The sequence below is a fragment of the Maricaulis maris MCS10 genome (assembly GCF_000014745.1).
Classification (GTDB): Bacteria; Pseudomonadota; Alphaproteobacteria; order Caulobacterales; family Maricaulaceae; genus Maricaulis; species Maricaulis maris_A.
Map to the genome: position 1 here is coordinate 2,637,702 of NC_008347.1, position 24,964 is coordinate 2,662,665.

The 24,964-nt window shown below is 60.6% G+C and carries 22 protein-coding genes and 1 other RNA gene; 7 read left to right on the plus strand and 16 right to left on the minus strand.

Going from position 1 to position 24,964, the window contains the following annotated elements:
* Nucleotides 1-73: 73 nt before the first annotated feature.
* Nucleotides 74-1,258, plus strand: coding sequence for a cupin domain-containing protein (locus MMAR10_RS16415; RefSeq protein WP_011644365.1), 1,185 nt, complete (start codon nt 74-76; stop codon nt 1,256-1,258).
* 195 nt (nt 1,259-1,453) lie between these two features.
* Complete coding sequence (locus MMAR10_RS16420; protein ID WP_049755743.1) at nt 1,454-2,533, plus strand: SMP-30/gluconolactonase/LRE family protein; 1,080 nt, start codon at nt 1,454-1,456, stop codon at nt 2,531-2,533.
* A gap of 49 nt (nt 2,534-2,582) precedes the next feature.
* Here MMAR10_RS16420 and tkt read toward each other — a convergent pair whose 3' ends face one another.
* From tkt to metF, 10 genes are all read right to left on the minus strand, one after another.
* The gene (tkt, locus tag MMAR10_RS12575; RefSeq protein WP_011644367.1) at nt 2,583-4,565 is read right to left on the minus strand and encodes a transketolase; all 1,983 of its coding nucleotides are present in this window, start codon (nt 4,563-4,565) and stop codon (nt 2,583-2,585) included.
* 27 nt (nt 4,566-4,592) lie between these two features.
* The gene (pgi, locus tag MMAR10_RS12580) at nt 4,593-6,146 is read right to left on the minus strand and encodes a glucose-6-phosphate isomerase (RefSeq protein ID WP_011644368.1); all 1,554 of its coding nucleotides are present in this window, start codon (nt 6,144-6,146) and stop codon (nt 4,593-4,595) included.
* A gap of 87 nt (nt 6,147-6,233) precedes the next feature.
* On the minus strand, nt 6,234-7,358 hold the full coding sequence (locus MMAR10_RS16730) for an AGE family epimerase/isomerase (RefSeq protein WP_011644369.1): 1,125 nt from the start codon (nt 7,356-7,358) through the stop codon (nt 6,234-6,236).
* A 25-nt stretch (nt 7,359-7,383) separates the two neighbouring features.
* The gene (locus tag MMAR10_RS12595; RefSeq protein ID WP_011644370.1) at nt 7,384-8,145 is read right to left on the minus strand and encodes a YebC/PmpR family DNA-binding transcriptional regulator; all 762 of its coding nucleotides are present in this window, start codon (nt 8,143-8,145) and stop codon (nt 7,384-7,386) included.
* Nucleotides 8,146-8,237: 92 nt separating this feature from the next.
* Nucleotides 8,238-9,299 carry a mannose-1-phosphate guanylyltransferase/mannose-6-phosphate isomerase gene (locus MMAR10_RS12600; protein WP_083759570.1) on the minus strand — a complete coding sequence of 354 codons (1,062 nt, stop codon included), beginning with the start codon at nt 9,297-9,299 and terminating at the stop codon, nt 8,238-8,240.
* A 136-nt stretch (nt 9,300-9,435) separates the two neighbouring features.
* Entirely contained in the window at nt 9,436-9,705 is a 270-nt protein-coding gene (locus tag MMAR10_RS12605) for a hypothetical protein (protein ID WP_041636991.1), read from the minus strand.
* Between the two features lie 210 nt (nt 9,706-9,915).
* Nucleotides 9,916-10,731, minus strand: a complete 816-nt coding sequence (locus MMAR10_RS12610; RefSeq protein WP_011644372.1) for a TIGR00282 family metallophosphoesterase — start codon at nt 10,729-10,731, stop codon at nt 9,916-9,918.
* Nucleotides 10,732-10,813: 82 nt separating this feature from the next.
* On the minus strand, nt 10,814-13,471 hold the full coding sequence (gene metH / locus MMAR10_RS12615; protein WP_011644373.1) for a methionine synthase: 2,658 nt from the start codon (nt 13,469-13,471) through the stop codon (nt 10,814-10,816).
* A gap of 11 nt (nt 13,472-13,482) precedes the next feature.
* The gene (locus tag MMAR10_RS17100) at nt 13,483-14,541 is read right to left on the minus strand and encodes a homocysteine S-methyltransferase family protein (protein WP_011644374.1); all 1,059 of its coding nucleotides are present in this window, start codon (nt 14,539-14,541) and stop codon (nt 13,483-13,485) included.
* A complete protein-coding gene (gene metF, locus MMAR10_RS12625) occupies nt 14,538-15,446 on the minus strand; it encodes a methylenetetrahydrofolate reductase [NAD(P)H] (RefSeq protein WP_011644375.1) in 909 nt (302 codons plus the stop codon). The genes MMAR10_RS17100 and metF overlap by 4 nt, the downstream gene beginning before the upstream one ends.
* A gap of 247 nt (nt 15,447-15,693) precedes the next feature.
* On the opposite strand from metF, the gene metK reads away from it, so the two are divergent.
* The 3 genes from metK to MMAR10_RS12640 all read left to right on the plus strand — a co-directional run bounded on the left by metK (nt 15,694) and on the right by MMAR10_RS12640 (nt 18,938).
* On the plus strand, nt 15,694-16,860 hold the full coding sequence (gene metK / locus MMAR10_RS12630) for a methionine adenosyltransferase (protein ID WP_011644376.1): 1,167 nt from the start codon (nt 15,694-15,696) through the stop codon (nt 16,858-16,860).
* A gap of 73 nt (nt 16,861-16,933) precedes the next feature.
* On the plus strand, nt 16,934-18,343 hold the full coding sequence (gene ahcY / locus MMAR10_RS12635; protein ID WP_011644377.1) for an adenosylhomocysteinase: 1,410 nt from the start codon (nt 16,934-16,936) through the stop codon (nt 18,341-18,343).
* Between the two features lie 112 nt (nt 18,344-18,455).
* Nucleotides 18,456-18,938 (plus strand): hypothetical protein, encoded by a 483-nt coding sequence (locus tag MMAR10_RS12640; protein WP_011644378.1) that lies wholly within the window; start codon nt 18,456-18,458, stop codon nt 18,936-18,938.
* A gap of 388 nt (nt 18,939-19,326) precedes the next feature.
* On the opposite strand, the gene MMAR10_RS12645 is transcribed toward MMAR10_RS12640, so the two are convergent.
* The 5 genes from MMAR10_RS12645 to MMAR10_RS12660 form a co-directional block, all read right to left on the minus strand.
* Nucleotides 19,327-19,737: a hypothetical protein gene (locus MMAR10_RS12645; RefSeq protein WP_011644379.1), complete on the minus strand. Its 411-nt coding sequence runs from the start codon at nt 19,735-19,737 to the stop codon at nt 19,327-19,329.
* 9 nt (nt 19,738-19,746) lie between these two features.
* A complete protein-coding gene (locus MMAR10_RS12650; protein WP_011644380.1) occupies nt 19,747-20,346 on the minus strand; it encodes a 5-formyltetrahydrofolate cyclo-ligase in 600 nt (199 codons plus the stop codon).
* A gap of 2 nt (nt 20,347-20,348) precedes the next feature.
* Nucleotides 20,349-20,508, minus strand: a non-coding RNA gene (gene ssrS / locus MMAR10_RS16735) — 6S RNA.
* A 34-nt stretch (nt 20,509-20,542) separates the two neighbouring features.
* Entirely contained in the window at nt 20,543-20,968 is a 426-nt protein-coding gene (locus MMAR10_RS12655) for a cell division protein ZapA (protein ID WP_011644381.1), read from the minus strand.
* A gap of 4 nt (nt 20,969-20,972) precedes the next feature.
* Nucleotides 20,973-21,266 (minus strand): DUF4164 family protein, encoded by a 294-nt coding sequence (locus MMAR10_RS12660; RefSeq protein ID WP_011644382.1) that lies wholly within the window; start codon nt 21,264-21,266, stop codon nt 20,973-20,975.
* A gap of 215 nt (nt 21,267-21,481) precedes the next feature.
* Between MMAR10_RS12660 and MMAR10_RS12665 the strand changes: the two genes are divergently transcribed.
* Nucleotides 21,482-22,066 (plus strand): hypothetical protein, encoded by a 585-nt coding sequence (locus MMAR10_RS12665; RefSeq protein WP_011644383.1) that lies wholly within the window; start codon nt 21,482-21,484, stop codon nt 22,064-22,066.
* Here MMAR10_RS12665 and MMAR10_RS16740 read toward each other — a convergent pair.
* Nucleotides 22,035-23,063 carry a glycosyltransferase family 2 protein gene (locus MMAR10_RS16740; protein ID WP_233353831.1) on the minus strand — a complete coding sequence of 343 codons (1,029 nt, stop codon included), beginning with the start codon at nt 23,061-23,063 and terminating at the stop codon, nt 22,035-22,037. The genes MMAR10_RS12665 and MMAR10_RS16740 overlap by 32 nt on opposite strands.
* A 114-nt stretch (nt 23,064-23,177) precedes the next feature.
* Here MMAR10_RS16740 and MMAR10_RS12675 point away from each other — a divergent pair, with 114 nt between their 5' ends.
* The gene (locus MMAR10_RS12675; protein WP_150099780.1) at nt 23,178-24,950 is read left to right on the plus strand and encodes an SLC13 family permease; all 1,773 of its coding nucleotides are present in this window, start codon (nt 23,178-23,180) and stop codon (nt 24,948-24,950) included.
* Nucleotides 24,951-24,964: the final 14 nt, after the last annotated feature.

The window sequence follows — 24,964 nt, forward strand, 5'->3', positions numbered from 1 at the left end:
TCACACCCAGACAGGCGACAACGGCACCGGCCGCCGCTAACATTTTTTCGAACATTCGGGGGAGACCGACCACATGACTGCACCGCTCTGGCTGACCGATCCGTTTCGCGCCATGATCGATCCAATTGATCGTGAAACCTTTTTTCGGGACTACCACGAAAAGAAGCCGTTGATCGTTCACCGTGAGGACCCGGGCCGGTATGCCGGCCTGCTGTCAATTGCCCGCATTGACGACATCGTCTCCAGCATCGACCTGCGTGAAGGGGCCCTGGACATGGCCCGCTCCGAACCCCCGGTGCAGCGCGAAGACTACATGTTCGATACCGGCTATGTGGACCGCGGCGGCGTCGCCAACCAGTATCGCCAAGGCGCGACGATCATCCTGCCCCAACTGCATATGATGGATGCCGTGCTCGGCGAGTTCTGCCGCGCCGTTGAGTCGCTTTTGAGCTGCCATGTGCAGACCAATATCTATCTGACCCCGCCTGACAATCAGGGCTTCAACACCCATTACGACGATCACGACGTGTTCGTGATGCAGATCGAAGGTGAGAAGCTGTGGCGTTTCTACGAGACGCCGGTTGAAAACCCCTATCGCGGTGAAGGCTTCCGGCCGGATGCCCACAAGGCTGGAGAACCCGTTGCCGAATTCGTGCTCAAGGCGGGTGAGTGCATTTACGTTCCTCGCGGATTGATGCACGACGCGCAAACGCATGGTGACACGGCGTCGCTCCACATCACGCTCGGCCTGATCGTGAAAACCTGGGCCGACCTGATGCTCGAAGCGGTCTCGGAAGTTGCCTTGCGCACGCCCGCCATGCGCCACTCACTCCCGCCTGGTTTTGCTCGCCCTGACTTTGATCGTACCGATGCGGAAGTCCAATTCAGGGACATGGCAGAGATGCTGGCCCGAGAGATGAGCGTTGACGGTGCAATGGACTTCTTTGTCGATAGCTTCATCCGGTCACGCGTGCCCAATACCCGTGGCGCCATCAGCAATTATCTCGCACCCAATTCAGCCAGCCAGACCTTCAAACTGCGCCCGTTCGTGCCGTGGCGCTTTGCCGGTGATGAAACGGAGAACGTCATCATCACTGCTGGCGGCGAAGTCCGGTTTCCAGCCGAGGCCGAACAAGGTCTGCACACCCTGCTCGATGGCGGCACTGTGACTGCGGCGAGTTTCGTTGGTCAGGACGATAGCGCGGCGATTGAAACACTTGGCAAGCTCCATGCGTTTGGTCTGATCATTCCTGTTTGATCTGCCCCTCACGTACGCCTTGTTATAATTCAAAACCTCTGCCTGCCTTGTCCGGGACATGGTTAAAACAGTAGATGCGCCCCTTTGTGGTGGCCCGACCTGTTCGGGCCACCGAATTTTTCGCGGGTTGGCATGCGTTTTCGGTCTGGAACCATAACTGTTTCCCTTGCAGCAGTCTTTGCTGTCCTTTGGCTGATGTGGCCGTCGACCATCAATCCGGTCTACTGGGACGAGCCGGAAGCTCCTGCCATGACAGGTCCGCTCGCCCCCAATACCGCCTTGGGGTCGGCCCAGTTCTACGATCTCGGCGCAAGCGGAACGGCCCACAGCGTCGCGCTGGGCGAGAATGGTGAGATCTATTCCGGCAATGCTTCCGGCAAAATCGTCAGGATCGAATCGCCCGGCATGACGCCGACAGTGATCGCTGAACTCGATGACCTGCCGATTTCTGGTCTGGCCTGGATTGGTTCCAGCACGCTTGGTGCGACGACGTCAGACGGGTTGTTCGCGGTCAACGTCATCTCCGGCGACGCGACCCGCGTAAGTGTCGGCGTGCCGGGTTACCCATTCGGCTTTGCCAATGACCTTGCCATCACCAGACAAGGCGAGATCTACTTCACCGACTCGTCAGTATTGCACGATGAAGGCACCCCTGACGGGGATCACGTGCTGGACATGCTCGAGAACCGCCCACACGGCGCGCTATATGTCTGGGATCCGCGCACGCACCAGACCCGGCTTGCGGCTGACCGCCTCTACTATCCTAACGGAATCGCCCTCGCCTCTGACGGCCTCTCGATCTATGTCTCGGAAACCTTCCGTTATCGGATACTGCGGCACTGGATCGATGGCCCGCGACGCGGTGAGACTGAAGTTTTTGCCGGCAATCTGCCCGGCCTGCCCGACGGGCTGGCGACCGATAATTCCGGCCACCTGTTCGTCGCCCTTCCCGCCGGACGCAGCTCGGCCTTGCGGACAATCAGGACACGCCCGTGGCTCGCACGGATCGTTTCGCGACTGCCAGCCTGGGCACGGCCTGATGGCGGCTCGGCGAGGCCATTCATCGCCGTTCTTGACGAGCAAAACGCCGAAATCATCGCGTCGTTCCATGATCCCGAGAACCGGCTTTGCCATGTCTCGAACATGGTCCTGACCGAGGACCAGGACCTCTGGTTCGGGTCATCCGATTGCAGCTATATCGCCTGGCTTCCACAGGCCGCCGTACAGGCTGGGTTGCAAGCCCCCGGCACGACGGGTTTCGTCGCCGGCGACTGACCTGGCCATCGGGGACGGGTCAGGGCGAAGGTCCGCAAACCTGATCGGATCAGGCCAGCAACGCCTCGGCCTGCTCGACAATCGCCGCTGAGGTGATCCCGAAATGTGCGTACAGGTCCTCGGCCGGCGCGCTTGCACCGAAACCCGTCATTCCGACAAATCCGCCCTTGCGGCCGATCACCTGATCCCAGCCAAAGCGCAGCGCCGCCTCACAGGCAACCACTGGAATGCCGGCGGGGAAAAGCTCATCGAGATAGGCGTCGCCCTGCTCAAGCAGGAGATCCAGGCACGGGGCTGACACCACACGCACTTTGCGGCCCTGGGCGCGCAAGGTCCGGGCCGCCTCGACAGCCAGACAGACTTCCGATCCGGTTGCGACCAGGACAATGTCCGGCGAACCGACATCATCGGACAGAGTATAGGCGCCGCTGGCAGACAGGTTGGTGCTGCCGTCATCACTGCGCAGGAACGGCAGTTTCTGGCGCGACAGGGCGAGCACGGAGGGGCCGTCGATCCGGCGCAGTGCCAAGTCCCATGCCTCGGCCGTCTCGAGCGCATCAGCCGGACGGAAGACATGCATGTTCGGGATGGCCCGCAGCGAGGCCAGTGTTTCAACCGGCTGATGGGTCGGGCCGTCTTCACCCAGACCGATCGAGTCATGCGTCATCACGTAGACTACCGGTTGATGCATCAGGGAGGACAGGCGCATCGACGGACGGCAATAATCGGCGAAAACGAGGAATGTCGCGACATGCGGCCGGAAGCCACCATGCAGGGACATGCCATTGGCGCACGCCGCCATGCCATGTTCACGAACGCCGAAATGGATGTACTGGCCGGCATAGTCGCCTGCCTTCACGATGCCTACGTCCGGCGTCTTGGTGAGATTGGAGCCGGCGAGATCGGCGGATCCACCGGCCAGGCTGGGCCAGTCACCAATGATCGCGGCCAGCGTCTGACCGGATGCGGCGCGGGAGGCCAGGACAGGCTTTTCGGCCGCGACTTTCTGGCGCCAAGCGTCCAGGGCGGCGATCTCGGTTTCACCCGGTTCACCGGAAATCTGGGCGACGAAATCGTCGGCCCGGTCCGCTCCGGCCAACCGCTCCTGCCAGGCCTGATGGGCATCCGCCGAGCCAGTCGCCCGCCAAGCATCCAAAATTTCTTCGGGAATTTCAAACGGAGCGGCTGTCCAGCCGAGCGCCTCACGCGCGCCGGCGATCTCGTCAGCACCGAGCGGGGCACCATGGCTGCCAGCCGTGCCGGCCTTGGTCGGTGCGCCATAGCCGATTGTTGTGCGGCAGGCGATAAGGACCGGTTTGTCGGATGATCGGGCTTTCTGCAGGGCGGCATCGATGGCGGCGTGGTCATGGCCGTCAATGCGCGAGACCGACCAACCAGCCGCCTCGAAACGTTTGAGCACATCCGTGCTTTCCGAAAGGTCCGTCGGGCCATCAATCGAGATCTCATTATCGTCCCACAGGACACAGAAACGATTGAGGCCCAGATGCCCGGCCAGGGAAATGGCCTCGTGGGAAATACCTTCCTGCAGGTCGCCATCAGACGCGATGACCCAGGTACGGTGATCGACGAGATCATCACCATAGCGCGCATTCATCATGCGCTCGGCGAGTGCCATGCCGACCGACATCGAAATCCCCTGCCCCAGCGGGCCGGTCGTCGCCTCGACACCTGGCGTGTGACCGTATTCCGGGTGGCCGGCGGTCAGGCTGTCCAGCTGGCGGAACTTCTTCAGCTCATCCATGCTGATGTCCTCAAACCCGGCCAGATGCAGGATCGAGTAGAGCAACATGGAACCGTGACCGGCTGACAGGACGAAGCGGTCCCGATCAGCCCAGGCTGGCGCTGCCGGATCGAATTTCATGTGTTTCGACCACAAGACGGCGGCAACATCCGCCATGCCCATCGGCATGCCCGGATGGCCTGAATTGGCTTGCTGGACCGCGTCCATCGACAGCGCCCGGATGGCATTGGCCATATCGGACATCGAAACTGGGTTGGAAGGCGTGGTCATGAAGCGTCTCCTGCGCCGGGCCGGTGGCTAGCCGGATATCAGGCCTGTCCTTGCAAGCAAGGCTTTTGTGGACGCGTCATAGCTGGATATATCGCCATCCAAAATCCCCTTGGTCAGCACTTTTCCCAGCTCGACACCCCATTGGTCAAAAGGGTTGATGTCGTAGAGGACGCTTTCGACAAAAACCTTGTGTTCATGCAAGGCGATGAGGGCGCCGAAAGTCGCCGGGGTCAGGTCGTCGAGCAACAAGGTCGCTGACGGCCTATTGCCAGGCATCGACTTGTGGCTTGCCAGATCGGGTTCGGTCGCCGGATCGACCTTGCGCCCGTCCAAAAGAGCCGCGCCCTGGGCAGCCATGTTGGCAGCCAGCGCCCGCTCACGCGGATCAGAACTGGAGAAGTGGCGGGCGACACCGATGAAGTCGACCGGTACCACGTCACCGCCCTGATGCAGCCACTGGAAGAATGAGTGCTGTATTTCGGTTCCATTGCCGCCCCAGACCAGAGCCCCGCCGGGCGTCGATCCCGGCTGACCGTCAACCGTCACCGATTTACCGAGCGACTCCATTTCCAGCTGCTGGAAATAGTCGGCCAGTTTGCCGAGGCGGGCCGAATAGGCAGCGACGCAACGGGCCGGATAGCCCATTCCGATCCGGTTCCAGACATCGATCAACCCCTTGAGGACCGGCATGTTGCGCTCGAGCGGGGCTGTTGCGAAATGCTTGTCCATTTCCCGTGCCCCCTCGCGAAAGGCCTGGAATACCGACGGACCGAGTCCGATTTCAAGCGCCAGCCCGACGGCGCTCCAGACCGAATAGCGACCGCCCACCCAATCGGGGAAGTCGAATACCATCGATGGATCGATACCGAAGGCCTTCGCCTTTTCCGGGGCGGCAGAGGCGGCAGCGAAATGGGCCCCGGCACGCGTCGCGCCGACATGGCCGGCCAGCCAGTCCCGCGCCGCTTCGCCGGACATCAGGGTTTCCTGGGTCGAGAAGGATTTCGAGGCCACGATGAACAGGATGGCCGCCGGGTCTGCCCCGGCCACGGCGTGTTTCAGATCGCTCGGATCGAGACTGGCAACAAAGCGCAGTTCCGGGCCGCCGTCTGCGTGATCTGCCAGCGCATCGGCCACCAGACGCGGACCCAGATCCGACCCGCCAATTCCGATATTGACCACCCGGGAGATCGGCACACCGGATGGCGCATAGTCACCGGACCGGACACGCTCGGCAAACTCGCGTGTTTCGGCCTGCGTGCGCGCCACCAAAGCCGCCGCGTCACTTCCTACCAGGTCGCCGCCCTCCCGATAGGCCATGTGCAAGGCCGGACGGTTTTCGGTAGCGTTCACAATTTCACCCGAAAGCAGCGCGTCCCGCTTGCTTTCAAGTCCGCTCGCGCGGGCACGGGCAAACAGGGCTTCAAGCGCTGCTTCGTCCAGACATTGCTTGGTGGCATCGAATTCGAGACCCGCAACACTGAGGATCAAAGCTTGCGAGCGATCATCGCCGGTTTCAGCCAGCGTGCGGAGGGAGGTGCCGGACAGACGTACGGCATGAGCGTTCAATTCGGTATCGGACACGGGATTTCCTGCACTCTCAATAGGAGAGGACAACCTATTGATGGCTCGCCGGCTTCACAAGGCGTCCGGGCAAGGTTCGCGCTGGTTTCAGCCGGTTTTTTCCACGTCCAGCACAACGCCAAGCAAATGATAGAATGTGCTTGCCGGGATACGATCAGCCGTTTGACTACCGCGAGCGTCGACGCTGTCGATCCACCCCCCCCGGATCGCCGGGTCGATATGCCATTTCAACAATTGCGTCGCTGCGACTTCAGCTTGGGCGAGCGCGCCTGACGCACCACAACGATGGCGCGCCAGAGCGCCGCGCAACCACTCGGTCTGAACCCAGGTGCGGCTACCACCTTCAATCGGCCGCCCGGCGCTCGTCGATGCGCTCATCATGAATCCCGTATGACGATTGAGGCCGAATTCATGGGCATGCTGAAACAGCCGCGTCGCCATTTCGTCGGAAACAGAGCGACCGGTCCGTTGGTATGCATCAAGTAACCAGACCCACTCCAACTCGTGCCCAGGTTCGACAACTATGCCATCGTCGGACTCATCAGGTCGCCAGGTCCTATCGAAAAACTCAACCAGGTAACCGCCAGCCTGATCAATAAAATACGAGCCAAGCAACTCCAAGACAGCTTCGGCTCGATCGAGATAGGATTGATCGCCGCTGACTTCATGCCAGGCCAGCATGCACTCAAAGAAATGCATGTGCGGGTTCTGCCTTCGAGGCAGTTGTGGGCCGCCCAAACTCTCGGCGTAACCCCCTGCCGGATCAGCGAACTCCCGATCCAGATATGCGAGCAGGGAATCGGCCTCGTGCCGATAACGGGCGTCGCCAGTCAAGCGGAACAGCCACGCTTGGGCCAAAAGGATGAATGTATGGTCGTAAAGATCGCGGATCGGGCTCTCGACGGCACCGGTATCGGTCAACCGATGCACCCAACCATCCTGACCGTCAGGCGCTTTCGCTCGTTGCTCCAGCAGGGCATATCCATCGACCGCCAGGTCATGCCCATTGCACCACCCGGCCAAGTGGGAACGGGCGAAGACATAGACTTGCCGAGCCTGCGTTCGCACGCGCCTAGAATCCCCGAAAACCGGACTGCCATCCAAGTTCACCGATTCCAAGAAACCGCCTGATTGCGGATCCCAAGCGCGCTGCTGCCAGAATGGGAGTGCCGTGGCCTTGAACCATTCGGCGTACCGGTCAATTGCGATCACCGCTCCCCCCGAAGCTGCCTGTCACTCAGTCCAATTGCGCCATATCCTCATCGGAAATGTCGAAATTGGCGTAAACATTCTGCACGTCGTCGCTGTCTTCCAGCATTTCCATCATCTTCATCAGAGTTGCGACCTTGTCGCCGGTCACCTCGATCAGGTTCTGCGGACGCCAGATGAGTTTGGCCGAGGACGGATCTTCGAAGGTCGCCGACAGGCCCCCGACGACCTCCATCAGGTCTTCACGGGCGGTGTAGATGACGTGCTCGCCCTCATTGTCCTCGTCGCCGGGCTCGGACGCGACATCTTCGGCACCCGCCTCGATCGCCGCTTCCATCATGGTGTCTTCATCGGCCTTGGAGAGCGGGTATCGGATCTCTCCGACATTATCGAACATGAAGGCAACCGAACCGGTCTCGCCAAGATTGCCGCCATTCTTGGCAAAGGCGGTGCGGACTTCAGCGGCGGCCCGGTTCTTGTTGTCTGTCGAGACTTCGACGATCACACCAATTCCGGCCGGTCCGAAACCCTCATAGCGGATGTCTTCAAAGGACTCGTCATCACCACCCGACGCCTTGTCGATCGCGCGCTGGATATTGTCCTTGGGCATCGACTGGCCCTTGGCGTTGGAGACGGCGAGACGAAGGCGCGGATTGGCATCAACGTCCGGTCCACCCAGCTTGGCAGCGATAGAGATTTCTTTGGACAGGCGTGAGAACAGCTTTGAACGCAGCTTGTCCTGACGCCCCTTGCGGTGCTGGATATTGGCCCATTTGGAGTGTCCGGCCATGATCGGGATCCCTGTTCCTGCGGATTCAAGGCGCCCTGCTTACCCAGAATGTCAGGCAAATGCCACACCTTGCGCCACATTGGCCCGCCGCGTCAGAGGAGTTCTGAGCGCCCTTCGTCCTGCAATGCAGTCACAAGCGCCTTGACGTCCTGTGTTCTCGACCCGTCGCTGACCAGTACGGCATCATCGGTGACCACCACGACAACATTGTCCATGCCGACAACACCCACACGACGACCATTCGTCATGACGTAGGAGTTCTGCGTATCGACGAAGTGTACATCACCGCGCGCCACATTCCCCTCAGGCGTCTTGTCCTCGGCGATATCCCAAAGGGCACTCCAGGCCCCGACGTCGGACCATCCGATATCGGCCGGCACAACAGTCGCCTTGCTGGTCTTCTCCATGATCGCATAGTCGAACGAATTCGAGGGGCACTCTCCAAAACGCTTGGCACACAGCACGACCAGATCATCGACCACACTTGCGTCTGCCAACGCAGCGCGACTCGATGAGGAAATATCTGGGCAATGCCCATCCATCTCGGCCAGCACCGTGCCGGACCCGAACATGAAAATGCCGGCATTCCAGTAGTAATCACCGGTAGCGATGAAACGTTGCGCCGTGGCGACATCGGGCTTTTCAGTGAAACGTTTGACACGATAACCCGGATCCAGGCGGTTGCCGCGCTCGATATACCCGTACCCCGTCTCAGGAGCGGAGGGCTGGATGCCGAATGTGACGATGCAACCGGATTCGGCAAGCGATGATGCGGCCGTTATGGCGGCATGGAACGCATCTCCATCGCGAATATGGTGGTCAGCCGGCAAGAGCAGGACCAACGCCTCCTCACCATATTCCCGGGCAACCAGAGCGGCAGCCACGGCTGCCACCGCCGCCGTGTTCCGGGCCACCGGCTCGACAACATAGTGTGACGGGGCGACACCAAGCTCGGTCAGTTGCAACCGTGCCAACTCATGCTGACGTTCATTGAGGACAATGATTGGAGGCGCGATGTCGAAATCTTCCCGTGTCGCCGAAACGCGCATGACGGTTTCCTGCACCATCGACATTTCGGATACGAGCGCATGAAGCTGTTTCGGGTGCGAGGCCCGCGAGAGCGGCCAAAGGCGCGTCCCCGATCCACCTGACATGATTACAGGCACAACCACTGACACAGCACTATCTCCCGAAGCTGGACTAACCACATGAATGACCAAACCAACGTGACCACGCAACCTCGCGGTACTGTGGAAGGACCGCGCAAAGACCAGCGTCACTCTTCAGATGTTAATGCGTTACTTCCATCGGCCGTGATGTCGGGACAGTTGAGGGCGGGAAGTCGTGCGCTGACAAATATTTCAAAAGCCTGCCAAGGACCGTCGCGCAATCGGTCTGGATGATGCGGATCTGGGCAACGCCGTCCAACTGACTTGCGGTAAAGACACAAGCGTCTTCCTCACCCTCGCCATCATCCAGTGATCGCAGGAATGTGGCCAGATGCTGGTCAAACTCGTGCGCGGATTGTGCGTCCTCGAACCTGATGACTTGCTTGAACATGCTCGCCCCCCTCTAACCGCTGCTCCATCGCTCGTTGGCGCGACGGCTCTCCCCGAACCGGCAACCAATCAAGTATACCCACCTGCAGCACAAGTCTGCGTGACCGAAATCACGGGCAGGAACGAACACGCTAGCGATCTGACGGGCGCGATCAACCGGTTGCAGCGGCGAACCGCACGCTTTGTGTTGCGCCGCAGCAAAATTGTCACATCAAGAGGGAAGGCATTCCGAGAGCTGTCCGCCCAGGCGGATTGGCTCACAGCGCAGGGCCAAGCCGGTCGCGTCATCGGTCTCAACAAAGACACCGCACAAGGTCGCATCACCGGTTGCCGGCTCGAAGCGGCCCGAGCGCATACGGGTCGTGAAGCGCCGCAGCGGCTCTTCCTTGTCCATGCCGATCACACTGTCATAGTCGCCACACATGCCTGCATCGGTCTGATAAGCGGTGCCGCCCGGAAGGACACGCGCATCGGCTGTCGGGACATGGGTGTGCGTGCCCACAACCAGACTGGCTCTGCCATCGCAAAAAGCCCCCATCGCCATTTTTTCGCTCGTCGCCTCACCATGAAAATCGATGATGACCGCGTCAGCGACCATGCCCAGCGGCGCGGCTGCGAGTTCCCGCTCGACCGCAGTGAACGGATCGTCCAGCGACTCCATGAACAGATTACCCATCACATTCATCACAAAGACGCGGCGCCCGTCGGGCAGATCATAGAGATTGGCCCCGGCACCGGGGGTTGAACCGACCGGATAATTAGCCGGACGCAACAGGCGCGGCTCGCGGTCGATGAAGCTCAGGGTCTCGCGCTGGTCCCAGGCATGATTGCCCAGGGTCAGGACATCGGCACCCAGCTCGAACAGCTGGTTGCAGATCTTTTCCGTTACCCCGAACCCGGCGGCCGCATTTTCGGCATTGATCACTACAAAATCAGGCTTCAGCGCTTCGCGCACGCGCGGCAGATGGTCCTCGATTGCGCGGCGGCCGGTCTTGCCGACAATGTCTCCGAAAAAGGCCAGGCGCATGAGATGGGCTCCGTCAGCGGTTGGGTCGACGGATATGGCGCATCATCGCCCGAAAGTCCAAGTCATGACTGATGCAAACGTTTCAGGGAGCCCTCCCGGCGCCGGGCACATAGTCCAGGATTGGCGCCAGACAGCGCTCCGCCTCGTCAAGCGTCCAGCCCTTGCGGTTCGCGTAGTCCTCGACCTGGTCCTTTAGAATACGGCCGACCGCGAAATAATGGCTGTCGGGATGCGACAAATATAAACCGGAGACCGACGACGCTGGTGTCATGGCGAATGAATTGGTCAAGCCGATCCCGGCATTACCTGTTGCATCAAGCAGTGAGAAAAGCGTGCGCTTTTCGGAATGGTCGGGTTGGGACGGGTAGCCCGGCGCCGGCCGGATTCCGTCATAAGCCTCTTCTATCAACTCACGATTGGAGAACGCCTCATCGGGGGCATAGCCCCAATGCTTCTGACGCACCTGCTTGTGCAACCACTCAGCCGCGGCCTCGGCAAGCCGGTCTGACAAGGCCTTGAACAGGATCGAATTGTAATCGTCCTTCTCGGCTTCGAAGCGGGCAAGCAAGTCCGGATTGTCGCCGGCGGTCACGGCAAATCCGCCGATCCAGTCATCATGCCCCGCCGGCGCAAGGAAATCATACTGGCTGAGATGGGGGCGATCATTGTCCTTGGCTGCCTGCTGACGCAGGCCATAGAAGCGCGCAAGGGTCTCCTTGCGGGCGTTATCTGCATAAAGCACGGCATCATCGCCGTCGCGATTGGCCGGCCAGAAGCCTACTACTGCGCGCGGTTCCAGGAGGTTCTCGTCAACAATTCGGGCAAGCATGGCCTGGGCGTCGGCAAACAACGCCTTGGCCGCATCACCGCGGCGCGGATCATCGAAGATCGCCGGATAGCTGCCTTTGAGCTCCCATGTGAAAAAGAAGGGGGTCCAGTCGATAAAGTCGACCAGCTCCGCCGCCGTCGGCTTAAGAAGCGAGACGCCCGGCTTTGCCGGAACCGGCGGAGTGTAAGCCTCCCAGTCACACTTCCAGGAGTTTTCACGCGCGCGACCGATTGGCAATCGAGCCTTGCTTGACCGCGCCGCCAAACGACGCTCGCGGATCTTGGCAAGGTCGGCCTTGACCTCCACCGCATACTTGTCGCGCTGGTCGGAGAGGAGCTTGGAAACCACCCCGACGGCGCGGCTCGCATCGAGGACATGAACCACCGGCGCAACATTGATCGCCGGATCGATCTTTACCGCCGTGTGTGCCGGGCTGGTCGTGGCGCCACCGATCAAAAGTGGAATGTCGACCTTGAGTCTTTCCATCTCGGAGGCCACGAAAACCATCTCGTCCAGGGAAGGCGTGATCAGTCCAGAAAGGCCGATGATGTCAGCGCCTTCGTCCCGCGCCGTTGCCAGGATTTTCTCGCAGGGCACCATCACGCCGAGATCGATGACATCATAGCCGTTACACTGCAGCACAACACCGACAATATTCTTGCCAATGTCATGGACGTCGCCCTTCACCGTGGCCATCACGATCTTGCCGTTCGACTTGCCCTGATCGCCGGTCAGCGCTTTTTCCTCTTCCATGAATGGTATGAGGTGGGCCACCGCCTGCTTCATGACCCGCGCCGACATTACGACCTGTGGCAGGAACATCCTGCCATCGCCAAACAGGTCGCCGACGACATTCATGCCGTCCATCAGGGGCCCCTCGATGACGTGCAGTGGCCGATCGAAAGACTGGCGGGCCTCTTCGGTATCGTCGACGATGAATTCATTGATGCCATGAACGAGTGCATGGCGAATCCGATCTGAAACCGGCGCATCGCGCCATTTCAGGTCACGGACCTTGGCCGGGCCGGCGCCCTGGCCACGATAGCGCTCGGCCGCTTCAAGGAGCCGATCAGTCCCGTCATCCCGCCGATTGAGGATGACATCCTCGACCAGCTCACGCAGCTCCGGCTCGATATCATCGTAAATGTCGAGCTGGCCGGCATTGACGATCCCCATGTCCATACCCGCCTTGATGGCGTGATAGAGAAAGACCGAATGCATGGCCCGACGCACGGTTTCGTTTCCGCGGAAGGAAAAAGAGATGTTCGAGAGCCCGCCGGAAACGTGGCAATGGGGAAGATTTTCGCGGATACGCCGCGTCGCCTCGATGAAGTCGACCGCGTAATTATTGTGCTCCTCGATCCCAGTTGCGACCGCGAAGATATTGGGGTCGAAAATGATGTCTTCCGCCGGAAAACCGATCTCGTTGACGAGAATCCGATAGGCCCGCTCGCAGATCTCATACTTTCTGGCAGCGGTATCGGCCTGGCCTGTCTCATCGAACGCCATGACAACAACCGCCGCGCCGTAGGCCAGACATTTGCCGGCCTGTTCGCGAAACTGGGCCTCGCCCTCCTTGAGGCTGATCGAATTGACGATCGCCTTGCCCTGCGTGTTCTGCAGGCCCGCCTCGATCACCTCCCATTTCGAACTGTCGACCATGACGGGCACCCGGGCGACATCCGGCTCGCCTGCGATCAGACGCATGAAGCGGGTCATCGCCTCGACGCTGTCGAGCAGACCTTCATCCATGTTCACGTCGATTATCTGCGCACCATTCTCGACCTGCTGCCGGGCGACCGATACGGCGGCCATGTAATCGCCCTCGGTGATCAGTTTGCGAAACCGGGCCGAGCCGGTGACATTGGTGCGCTCGCCGACATTGACGAAGCTTGGAACAGATACGGACATGGTATTGAGCCTCAGGACGCCAGCTCGAACGGTTCAAGACCGGAAAGCATCATGGCTTTTCTGCTTGGGACCGGCTGGCGCGGAGCGGCCGGTTTCGCGGCTGCCGCGATGGCTCGGATATGGTCAGGCGTGGTGCCGCAGCAACCACCGAGAATATTGACCAGGCCGGACGACGCCCACTCGCCCAGATGCCGGGCAGTCTGGTCCGGCGTCTCGTCATACTCGCCCATATCGTTGGGCAGGCCCGCATTGGGATAGGCGATGATGCGGGTATCGGCGATACGGGCCAGCTCGCTGACATAGGGCCGCATCTCGTCAGCCCCCAGCGCGCAGTTCAATCCGATGGCCCAGGGACGGGCATGGCGGACCGAGCTCCAGAAGGCCGACGCCGTCTGGCCAGACAGTGTCCGCCCCGAACGGTCGGTGATCGTGCCGGAAATGATGATCGGGATCTCCTCGCCGGTCTCCGCGCGCAGGTCCAGAAGCGCCTTGATCGCCGCCTTAGCATTCAGCGTGTCGAAGATGGTCTCGATCAGGAAGAAATCGATGAAGGGTGCCATGGCGCCCGCCTGTTCGAAATAGGCCTGTCGGACCGTTTCAAAATCAACATCGCGATGGCCAGGGTCGTTGACCTGGGGCGAGATCGACAGGGTCTTGTTGGTCGGACCGATGGCGCCGGCCACGCCTCGCACAGTACCGGTCCGGGCTGCGACCTCGTCGGCCGCTTCACGGGCCAGTCGCGCCCCTTCGCGGGCGATGTCGCCGGCAACAGCCTGCATGTCATAATCAGCTTGGGCAATGGTCGTCGCGGAGAATGTATTGGTCTCGACGATATCGGCTCCCGCGTCGAAATAGGCTTGGTGGATTGCCTTCACCGCCTCCGGAGCTGACAGGTTGAGGATGTCGTTATTGCCCTGGACCGGAACGTGCCAGCCGGCAAAACGTGCGCCCCGATAGCCGGACTCGTCCAGCTTCAGATCCTGGATCTGTGTGCCCATTGCCCCGTCAAGAATGAGAATTTCGGTACGGGCCTTGGCGTCCAGTGCGGCAATGCGGGCGGCACGCGTCATGATGCGACGGCCTGGAGCTCACGGTCGCCCGCCTTCACGCCCAGCAACTGGCAGGTCGACAGCGCCAGCTCGGCCCGGTTGAGCGTGTAGAAGTGGAAACCATCCACGCCGCCATTGCGCAGCTTGCCGCACAGCTTTGCCGCGACGTGAGCCGTCACCAGCTGGCGGGTGCCGGCATCCTCATCGAGACCTTCATAGGCTTCATGCAGCCATTTCGGCAGGCTGGCACCACACAGGCCGGCGATCCGCTTGAGACCCTTGAAATTGGGTTGCAGCATGATGCCCGGCACGATCGGAATGGTGATGCCGGCGGCCCGGGCCCGGTCGCGAAAGCGGAAATAGACATCGGCATCAAAGAAAAATTGCGTAATCGCCCGTGTCGCGCCCGCATCGATCTTGGCCTTCAACAAATCAATGTCGAAACCGGCATTCGGGCTCTCCGGATGGGTCTCGGGATAGCAACCGACCGAAATCTCGAAATCACCAATGTCGGAAATGCCCCGCGCGAGCTCGGCGGCATTGGCATAGCCGCCAGCTGGCGGGACATAGCTCCCCCCGATCGCGTCAGGCGGATCACCGCGTAGCGCCACAATGTGGCGTACGCCGGACTTCCAATAATCACGGATGACGCCATCCACCTCGGCCTTGCTGGCATTGACACAGGTCAGGTGGGCCGCGGGAGGAATAGAGGTTTCCTCGACAATCCGGTGCACGGTGCGATGGGTCCTGTCGCGGGTCGATCCACCGGCGCCATAGGTCACGGATACGAAATCCGGACGCAGCGGCTCGAGGCGCGAGATTGACTCCCAAAGCGTGGATTCCATCGCATCGGTCTTCGGCGGAAAGAATTCGAACGAAACCGACAACCCGTCCGGTTTCCGCGCTGCCTGCCCGTGCTCACCCATGGGACACCCTTCCACTGCTGCGGCTCTGGCAGCCCCGCCCGGGGCGTGCCGCACCGCCGCATCATTACCACATCAGGACATAAAGATATCTTTATATGCTTGGATTGGCTAGGGGCAATCTGGTTGTTTGGGCAGCGCCGCCTATATGGGCTGGTGAAATCTTCCGCAAAGCGGAGGAGACTTGCATCCGCTCGTCACATCTGGTCTACCCGACGATATAAAGATTTCCTTATATGAGGATTCCACAGTGAGCCGTTCTTCTTACATCTTCACGTCCGAAAGCGTTTCCGAAGGCCATCCGGACAAGGTGTGCGACCGCATATCCGACACGATTGTCGACCTGTTCCTGGGCAAGGACCCGGAAGCCCGTGTCGCCTGCGAAACCCTGACAACAACCAACCAGATCGTCCTGGCCGGTGAAGTCCGCTGCGCGGCACCGATCGACGATGCAGAGATCGAAGCCGCCGCTCGTGAAGCGGTCCGCGACATCGGCTACGAGCAGGACGGCTTTCACTGGGAGACGGCGACGTTACAGAACTTCCTGCACGAGCAATCCGTTCACATCGCCCAGGGCGTCGATGCCAGCGGCGACAAGGATGAGGGAGCGGGCGACCAGGGGATCATGTTCGGCTATGCCTCCGACGAGACGCCGCAACTCATGCCGGCCCCGATCACCTATTCGCACCAGATCCTCAAGCGCATGGCGGAGCTGCGCAAATCCGGCGCACGTCCGGAATTCGAGCCGGATGCGAAGTCGCAGGTCACCATGCGCTACGAAAATGGCGTCCCGGCCGGCGTGACCTCGGTCGTTGTTTCGACGCAGCACAAGGACGGGCTGACCCAGGACGACATCCGTGAGCTGGTGCGCCCGGTCGTGCAGGATGTCCTGCCGGAAGGCTGGTTCCCACCGGAAGAAGAATTTTACGTCAATCCCACCGGCACTTTCGTAATCGGCGGCCCGGACGGCGATGCCGGCCTGACCGGCCGCAAGATCATTGTCGACACCTATGGTGGCGCCGCGCCGCATGGTGGCGGCGCCTTTTCCGGCAAGGACCCGACCAAGGTCGACCGGTCGGCTGCCTATGCCTGCCGCTGGCTGGCCAAAAATGTTGTGGCGGCCGAACTGGCCAAGCGTTGCACGATCCAGGTTTCCTACGCGATCGGCGTGTCCAAGCCGCTCTCGCTCTATGTTGACCTGCACGGCACTGGCCGCGTTGACGAGGCCAAGCTGGAGGACGCACTGCGCCAGCTGGCCGACCTGTCTCCGCGTGGCATCCGCACCCGGCTGCAATTGAACAAGCCGATCTATGCCCGCACCGCCGCCTACGGACATTTCGGCCGCACACCGACCGAAGATGGCGGCTTCTCCTGGGAGCGGACCGATCTGGCCGACGAGCTTCGCTCCCTCCTCTGATCCTGATAAGCACGGGGCGCAATCGCTTCGCCCTGCCACTTTACGAACGCCGAACAAGAAGGACCTTTTGGTCATGACGCAATTTGCTGCGGACAAACCCTATATCGTCAAGGACATGTCGCTGGCCAAATGGGGCCGGATCGAGTTCGACATGGCTGAAATCGAAATGCCGGGCCTGATGGCGCTGCGCGAAGAATACAAGGACAGTCAGCCGCTCAAGGGCGCGCGGATTGCCGGCTCGCTGCACATGACCGTACAGACCGCGATCCTGATCGAGACACTGACGGCACTCGGCGCGGAAGTCCGCTGGGCCTCGTGCAACATCTTCTCGACCCAGGATCACGCTGCCGCGGCGATCGCCGAGACCGGCGTGCCGGTCTTCGCCACCAAAGGCGAAACGCTGGAAGAATACTGGGACTATGCCGACGCCATCTTCCATTGGCCGGACGGTGAAACCGCCAACATGATCCTCGATGATGGCGGCGATGCCACCATGTATCTGATCCTTGGCGAGAAGGCCGAGAACGACCCGTCCGTTCTCAACCATCCGAAATCCGAGGAAGAAACCTTCCTGTTCGCGCAAATCAAGAAGCGCATTGCTGCGACCCCGGGCTGGTTCGCCAAGGCCAAGGCCGCCATCCAAGGCGTGTCCGAAGAGACCACGACCGGCGTCATGCGTCTCTACCAGATGCAAAAGCGCGGCGAGCTGCCCTTCCCGGCGATCAACGTCAATGACAGCGTCACCAAGTCGAAATTCGACAATCGTTATGGCTGCCGCGAAAGCCTGGTCGATGCCATCCGTCGCGGTACCGACGTGATGATGGCCGGCAAAAAGGCGCTCGTCTTCGGCTATGGCGATGTCGGCAAGGGTTCAGCCGAGTCGCTCGCCGGCGCCGGTGCCCGAGTCTATGTGACCGAAATCGATCCGATCTGCGCCCTTCAGGCCTGCATGGACGGTTTCGAGGTGGTGCGGGCCGAGGACGTGATCGGCGAGATGGACATCTTCGTCACCGCGACCGGCAATAAGGACATCCTGACCGTCGACCACATGCGCGCCATGAAGGACATGGCGATCGTCTGCAATATCGGCCATTTCGATAATGAGATTCAGGTCGAGAGCCTGAAAAACTACCAGTGGACCAATGTGAAGCCGCAGGTCGACCTGGTGAACTTCCCGGAAGGTCACCGCATCATCCTGCTGTCGGAAGGCCGCCTGGTGAACCTGGGCAATGCAACCGGTCATCCGAGCTTCGTGATGTCGGCCAGTTTCACCAACCAGACGCTGGCCCAGATCGAGCTGTGGACCAAGGGTGAGAACTACACCAACGAGGTCTACATCCTGCCCAAGCATCTCGACGAAAAGGTCGCCGCCCTGCACCTCGACAAGCTCGGCGCCAAGCTGACCGTGCTGTCGGACGAGCAGGCCGACTATATCGGTGTGCCGCAGCACGGCCCGTTCAAGGCTGAACACTACCGCTACTAGGGCGGCTAACCCGAACAAGAAAGGGGCGCCTTGCCAGCCGGCAAGGCGCCCTTTTTGTATCGCCCGTGACGCAGAGCATGGAATCGTCCAGTCTCGCAGCGGGGGAGCAATCATGACATTGAATGATGCCTATTTGATTTCGCAGATCGTCGCGGTCGTCCTGGTCGGGCCGACCCTGCTATACTTGGCCCTGCAAGTCCGCCAGAACACCAAGCAATTGCAGGCCGCTGCGCGCTACCAGTTTGTCGAAGCGACAGGGCAGATGCATTCGCTGACTGTGGGCAGCAAGCCGACCGCTTCAATGTTCAGACGCGGCATCGAGTCCTACGCCCAGCTCGACCCGGACGAGCGGCTGCAGTTTGGCATCCTCATCGGGCATTTTTTACAGATCTACAGCGTCATGTTCGAGCTGCACGCCGACGGCCTGTTGCCAAAGAGCCAATGGCATGCCGTCCTCAAGGACCTCGAATTCATCCTCGACTGCGATGGCGGCAGAGAGATATGGGAATCATTTGGCAAGGTAGGCTTGGCGCCGGACTTCGTCGCCTTCGCGGACGCCATCTTTCGCGAAAAACCCGGCTCCTACAAACTCTAGCACCAACAGCGCCTCACAGGGGCCGCCCGTGCCGCCATCCCCATTGGCAGGTCGGCGAGCTCTGTGCGCCGTTGCGGCGTTGGCCGCAGGCTGCGGCAATCAGGATTGCAGGCCACGCCCAGCCATAAACCTTGGTCTGCGCACGCGATTGCGCCGAAGGGAGGAAGGGGGAAGGAAAAGTTTGGCTGATTTTTGGGTCGAGTTGCGTTCCCTCCCCCCTGGGAGCGGGTCAGGGTGAGGGGTGAAGCCCGGTGATTGACGGGAGAATCCCCCTCATCCGGCTTCCGGCCACCTTCTCCCAGGAGAGAAACAAGGTGATGCACAACGGGGATGACCGGTCAGTAGGCCCGGCCGAACCTGGCCGGTCGTCACAGCGCCAAGCCGCGGCCTAGTTGGCAATCGGGACAAAACCGGCCGCAACCGCCGCGTCCCAATCCAGCCGGATCCAGCCCAGGGCTTTCTCGAGCTCGTGGAATTGTCCAACCTTTCGGCCCGAGGAATGGGCAACGGTTGCGACAATCATGGACACAGTCTCCTGATCCGCGGCCTTGCTGACAAAAGCCAGTTTCGTACCCGGAGCAAGCTCATCAACGAGGCCCTGCACATTGTCGATGATCTGAACCGGTTCGGCGGTGATGGTCGCATCACTGATATTGATCAATACCCCACGCACAGACCGGCTGACGGCCACCTCCCGGAGTTCCTGCCGAGACGCGAGGATTTCCTCCGCATCCACCGGCCCGACATGAGTCAGGCAGGCCGCGAAATTGGCAGGATCATGCGTGACGGTGAAGGTCATGGAAAAACCTCAAGCATCCAGCGTCCCGGACAGGCGGGCCGAAAACGACATGAATCCGCTCTGGGTAACCACCCCGTCCAAGGCCTGATCATGCCGCTCTGCGGGAATTGTCGCAAGCACCTGGCAGTCAAAGGCCAAACCCACCGCCCGGACTTGCCCGGCCGCGCGCAATGCCGCCAGCGTATAGTCGTAATACCCCTTGCCGAAGCCGAGCCGGTTGCCGGAGCGATCGCAGGCGAGAAGCGGCACCAGCACAAGCCCGGGACGAAACGCGGGCCGGTCGTCGCGAGGCTCCATCACGCCCATGGCCCGGCATTCCAGCGCATCACCGTCAGCCCAGCCGCGAAAAACCAATGGCAGGCCGTGGCCCTGCACAACCGGCAGACACAATGAATGCCCAAGGTCGTTCAGGCGCTTCATGAGAGGACGCGGATCCAGTTCGCTGTCCAACGGCCAATACCCGGCGACGGGTTCTCCGGCAGCCGGCAGCCAGGCTTCGGGAAATGCCCGGGCCAGCTCATCACCAGCCGCAGGCAGCCTTACGGCCGCCATGCGGCGAAGTTCGATCATCCGTGACCGCAGGGCCGGCTTGTCTGCGGGAGAAGTCATGTGGCGGCTCCACTTGCGCCGTCAGAGCGTGTTTATCCCCACAAACCCGACAGTGCAGGTGGGCACCACATGAACGGGACCAGGGTCCCAGACAGAGGCAGTTCCCTCGTGGAGGTGTACGGTCCGCAGGATAGACGCTCCAGTCGTACGCAGCAGATAACCGCCACCCCTTATGTGGAGGTGAAACGCGCCAAGCTCAAGCACCAGCTTCCGCGAGCGAGGCATCAGGCGCAGATGTCCGGTCACCGCCCTGAGGGTCGGCATCATCTGCCTCAAGCGTCGCGGCGAAGTTTTCCATTCTGTCGGCCAGCCGGGCGAGATGCTCAGTCAGCTGCCCCCTCGCCTCGGCCTGCAAGCTTGCGGCGCCGTGGTTCTCGTGACGCAAACGCTGCACCTGGCCTTCCAGTTCCGCGATCTTGCGATCAGATTCCTTGAGATCATCCACCAGGATCAGCGAGGCCATCAGCAACAGTCTCAGATCGCCAATTTGCCCGACCTGGCCGGATATCTCGCTGACACGCTTGTCGAGACTGCCGGCGAGCTCCCGCAGATAGGCTTCCTGCCCTTCTTCACAGCCAATGGTGAAATCGCGACCATTGAGTTTGACCGTCACGCGAGACATGAGCTCACCCTTCCTCGGTCAGGAAGTCGCGCAAATCAGTGATCGCGGTATCCAGCGCGTCGGACGCCGCCTGCGCCGCATCCTGCAACACGGCCTCCCGGCCGCGCGCCTGGTCCAACGCGTCTGCCAGATTGGCGCGATCGACATCCGCGTCCCTTGCCTCGATTGCGGCGGTCTCGGCCCGACGGACCCGTTCGCGCATGGACCGCGCCACACCCTCGACCCGGCTCATCGCTGTATCGAGGCGGGCGACCACGGCCTCAAGGGCATCTTCGGGCATGTCGGCGCGCACGTTCATACGCCCAAAATCGGCTGCGTTGCGCCAAAGTTCAAGTTATTCGTCAACTTCATCCCCTGTGACATTGACTCCAGTGTGATTCATGGCAGTGAAAATGGGCAAAATCGAGATGGTCGCCGACGCCTCGTCTCCGGCGGGACCGATTGACGCCCGGAGCCGCTCGGTCCAAACATTGACCCAGCTCCGACCTCCAACGCACGCAGGCGCGAAACGGCATGTTTTCCTTACCCGATTGGGCATTCTATCCGCTCGCTGCCGCGGTCACTGCCGGCATGGTTGCCGGCGCGATGAGTTTCGGCGACGTCAATCACCGGACAGCGGAAGAAATCCGTGCAGAGGGTACTGTGATCAGCGGTGCTGCATTGTCCGGACTCACCACGGGGAACGGCCTGACAGCTAGTTTTCTGGGAGCCCCCGATACTGATTTCGCCCAAATTAGTGCGGCAAGGGGCCCGCTGGACGGCCTACAGTCGGCCGGTGCGTTTTTTGCGCTTTCCGAGCCAGAATTACGGGCTTTTGAAGGCCATCGCTTGCGTATTACATACCAACTTCGATCAAGCTCTCACCAAGGTGCTCGAAGAGCGCTTCTGAACTTCTTCACGCCGGATCGCGGCCAAGCCTCGTGGGTGGAGGTCGAATTGTCCAGCCACCTCACCGCCGTAGAGTTGGAGATTTACTCTGGCGTTTGCACGTGGCCACAGGCCTACCTAGCTGTATGGCCGGGCTGGGACACCGATGCCAATGCGATCGACCTTGTCTCTGTCCAGATCACGGCGCTGGAGGAGATGGCTTGTGAATAGTCTCGTCTGGGTAGGGGCGCACATCCGGCATCCGAGCAAGAAGGCCATATGAGCTCCACGACATCATCCGCGCGATTGCTCCGGTGGTCACTTTACGTGTGTTTTGAATATTTTTGCGGGCCGCGAGCGTATTCGGCAAGCGACGCATGGCGTCAAATATGGCATGCCAGAACAATCGGAACTGACGGTTTTTGATCGCCCCGAGGGACAGCACCGCTGTCGCGGTCACATGGAAAGGGAGCGTTACCGGCAAGAGCCATCCCGGCATGTTTTTCAGGTAGATGGTCAATCGATTGCGGACGCCATAGTAGGTTGCAAATTCCGACCGGCGACCCGATGAAGCATACCCTACATGGTCGACCGCGGCTCGACGGAGTTGGATCGCGCGTTCACCAAGCAGACGCGCACGAAAAGCTAGATCAACATCCTCGCTATAACAGAATAGGCTTTCATCAAACCCATCGAGCGTTTCGAAGAGCGACCTTCTGATCATTGCAGCCGCGCCACAAGGGCCAAAAACTTCGCCCTCATTAGGTAAAAGCGCGATCGGTCGCAGAAAACCGGATCGGTAGGCCAAACCCGTGGCATGGAAAACATCCCCCACCCCATCGAGCAGATCTGAACTGTCGGAACTATACTGGGTCGATCCGAACAAGCTCACAGCCGGATATCGTTGTATCGCGACTTCTAGCTCAGCCACCCATTCCGGGCGGGCAAACGCATCTGGGTTAAGGAAGGCGAACCAGCCAGATGACGCCAATTTTGCAAGCAGGTTATTACCCGCCGCGAAGCCGAGATTTTCGTCTCGCATGACCAATTTCACACCGTCGGGAAGATCACTTGACAAAATGCGCTCGCCAACCGGAGAACCATTCTCAAGGACAAGGATTTCGCGAGGTTTGCGGCTTTGCGCCTCGAGCGCTCGCATGCAGTTTTCTATCGTCGCGCGGCTTTTGTACGCGACAACTAGAATGGAAATATCGGCAGTTTCGGTCAACAAAGCACCCGGTCAACTTGCTGCACCGCAGCGACTTTCAATTCGCCTCAGAGCGGGTAGCATGGTTTTTCACGGCAGCGAACTTATCTCGCGGAACCTCAACAGATACTGAAATTGGGCGGTTCGCCAATACATGTTGACAGGCTGGAGGCGAAACGCGTGATCGTAATCCTGATTGATGCTATCCTGATTGTGGGACTAGGAACCGTACTTTTCTCGGGGCTCATGTCGACGGCCCGCGCCTTTGCCCTGTTCACAGCGGCGGTCATCATCACCGGCCGCATCCCATTCAATGACGCGCTTGACCGCCTAACCACACCTGCGATCCTGGCCGTAACCAGCTTGGTCATCATCGCCTCCGCCCTGGCTCGTTTACCCGGCTTGAGTCGCGCGGTGTTTGGACGAGCTGGACGCGGCCCGAGACTCACTCTTGCCCGCTTCCTTGGCTCGGCCGCGCTGGCCTCGTCAGTCATTCCCAACACCGCGGTCGTTGCAGCACTGTTGGGGCCGGCAGCGAGACGACCAGATGTTTCTCCGCACCTGTTGCTGCTGCCGCTTTCTTATATGGCGTTGGCTGGCGGCATGTTGACACCCTTCGGAACGTCGGCCAGCCTGATGGTGACTGGTGAAGCCGCCCGTCTCGGCGTCGACTTATCAGTATTCGACTTCGCCCTTCCCGGAGCGACTGTCGCGCTTGTGGTCTTTGCCGCTCTGGTGCTCGCAGCCCCGATCGTGCTCAAGGAGCGCAAAGCTCCGGAGGCCGACACCAGTGGGATTTTCCACATCGAGGCCCGGATCGAGGAAGGCTCTGCCCTGATCAACCAAAGCGTCGCCGCCGCCAGCCTGCGCAAGTTGCACAGTTTCTACCTGGCGGAAATCATTCGGGACAAGCGCGTGATCCGGCCGGTCCACCCGGCCTTTGTGTTGAACCCGGGCGACCGCCTCATTCTGGTCGGCGACGTCTCCCATTTCGATGAGTTGCACGGGATCAACGGCCTGACGCTTGATGCCGCTCCGAAGCGGCAGAATACGGAAGAATTCTTCCACGCCGTGATCAGCGGTCAGAGCCTGCTCGACGGCAAGACACTCAGGGAGGCCGATTTCCGGGCCCGCTTCAACGCATCGGTGATGGCTGTGAGACGTGGTGAAGAACGCCTTTCCGGCAAGCTTGGTGACATCCGACTACGAACTGGCGACGTTCTGATCCTGTCGGCTGGCCCTGACTTCGGTAGTCGTGACAATGTCCGACCGAATCTGCACATCCTTGATATCGAGTCCCCTGGTCAGACCCCGATGCCGACACGGACGGCATGGGCGCTCGGCTTGAGTTTCGTGACCTTTCTCGGCGTTGCCCTGACCCAGGTCATTCCCTTCCACCACGCAGCCCTTGCACTGGCGGCACTGGTGGTTGGATTGAACTGGACCTCTGCACGAGAAGTGCGACGAAATTTCCCCTTCGATCTCGTCATCATCCTGTGGGGAGCCGTCCTGCTTAGCCTGCTTATTACCCAATCAGGCGCGGCCGCCGCGGCGGCCGCCTTCATCGCGGCGCTGACCGGCAACCTTCCGCCCTATGCGGCGTTGGCGATGATCTTTTTTTTCGCGTGGGCGATGACCGAATTATTCTCGAATGCCAGCGCTGCACTGACAGCTCTTCCTGTCGCGCTCGCCACCGCAAGCCAACTCGGCTTGCCACCCGAAGCCTTCGCCTTGGCCACAGCCTTTGGCGCCAGTGCCAGCTTTTTCATGCCCTTCGGCTATCAGACCCATTTGATGGTGATGACGCCAGGGCGCTATCGTCTCAGCGACTTCCTTGGCTTGGGTGGCATCGTGTTTGTCGCTTATGCAACCGGAACCCTGACTGTACTCACCTTCCTCTATCTGTGACCTGGACCCGACCT

Bases quoted from the DNA above. Each gene is read 5' to 3' on its own strand.
- MMAR10_RS16415 (WP_011644365.1), top strand. From the start codon at position 74: ATGACTGCACCGCTCTGGCTGACCGATCCGTTTCGCGCCATGATCGAT.
- MMAR10_RS16420 (WP_049755743.1), top strand. From the start codon at position 1,454: ATGTGGCCGTCGACCATCAATCCGGTCTACTGGGACGAGCCGGAAGCT.
- tkt (WP_011644367.1), bottom strand. From the start codon at position 4,565: ATGACCACGCCTTCCAACCCAGTTTCGATGTCCGATATGGCCAATGCC.
- MMAR10_RS12595 (WP_011644370.1), bottom strand. From the start codon at position 8,145: ATGGCCGGACACTCCAAATGGGCCAATATCCAGCACCGCAAGGGGCGT.
- MMAR10_RS12600 (WP_083759570.1), bottom strand. From the start codon at position 9,299: ATGTCAGGTGGATCGGGGACGCGCCTTTGGCCGCTCTCGCGGGCCTCG.
- MMAR10_RS12605 (WP_041636991.1), bottom strand. From the start codon at position 9,705: ATGTTCAAGCAAGTCATCAGGTTCGAGGACGCACAATCCGCGCACGAG.
- MMAR10_RS12610 (WP_011644372.1), bottom strand. From the start codon at position 10,731: ATGCGCCTGGCCTTTTTCGGAGACATTGTCGGCAAGACCGGCCGCCGC.
- metH (WP_011644373.1), bottom strand. From the start codon at position 13,471: ATGTCCGTATCTGTTCCAAGCTTCGTCAATGTCGGCGAGCGCACCAAT.
- MMAR10_RS17100 (WP_011644374.1), bottom strand. From the start codon at position 14,541: ATGACGCGTGCCGCCCGCATTGCCGCACTGGACGCCAAGGCCCGTACC.
- metF (WP_011644375.1), bottom strand. From the start codon at position 15,446: ATGGGTGAGCACGGGCAGGCAGCGCGGAAACCGGACGGGTTGTCGGTT.
- ahcY (WP_011644377.1), top strand. From the start codon at position 16,934: ATGACGCAATTTGCTGCGGACAAACCCTATATCGTCAAGGACATGTCG.
- MMAR10_RS12640 (WP_011644378.1), top strand. From the start codon at position 18,456: ATGACATTGAATGATGCCTATTTGATTTCGCAGATCGTCGCGGTCGTC.
- MMAR10_RS12645 (WP_011644379.1), bottom strand. From the start codon at position 19,737: ATGACCTTCACCGTCACGCATGATCCTGCCAATTTCGCGGCCTGCCTG.
- MMAR10_RS12650 (WP_011644380.1), bottom strand. From the start codon at position 20,346: ATGACTTCTCCCGCAGACAAGCCGGCCCTGCGGTCACGGATGATCGAA.
- MMAR10_RS12655 (WP_011644381.1), bottom strand. From the start codon at position 20,968: ATGTCTCGCGTGACGGTCAAACTCAATGGTCGCGATTTCACCATTGGC.
- MMAR10_RS12660 (WP_011644382.1), bottom strand. From the start codon at position 21,266: ATGAACGTGCGCGCCGACATGCCCGAAGATGCCCTTGAGGCCGTGGTC.
- MMAR10_RS12665 (WP_011644383.1), top strand. From the start codon at position 21,482: ATGTTTTCCTTACCCGATTGGGCATTCTATCCGCTCGCTGCCGCGGTC.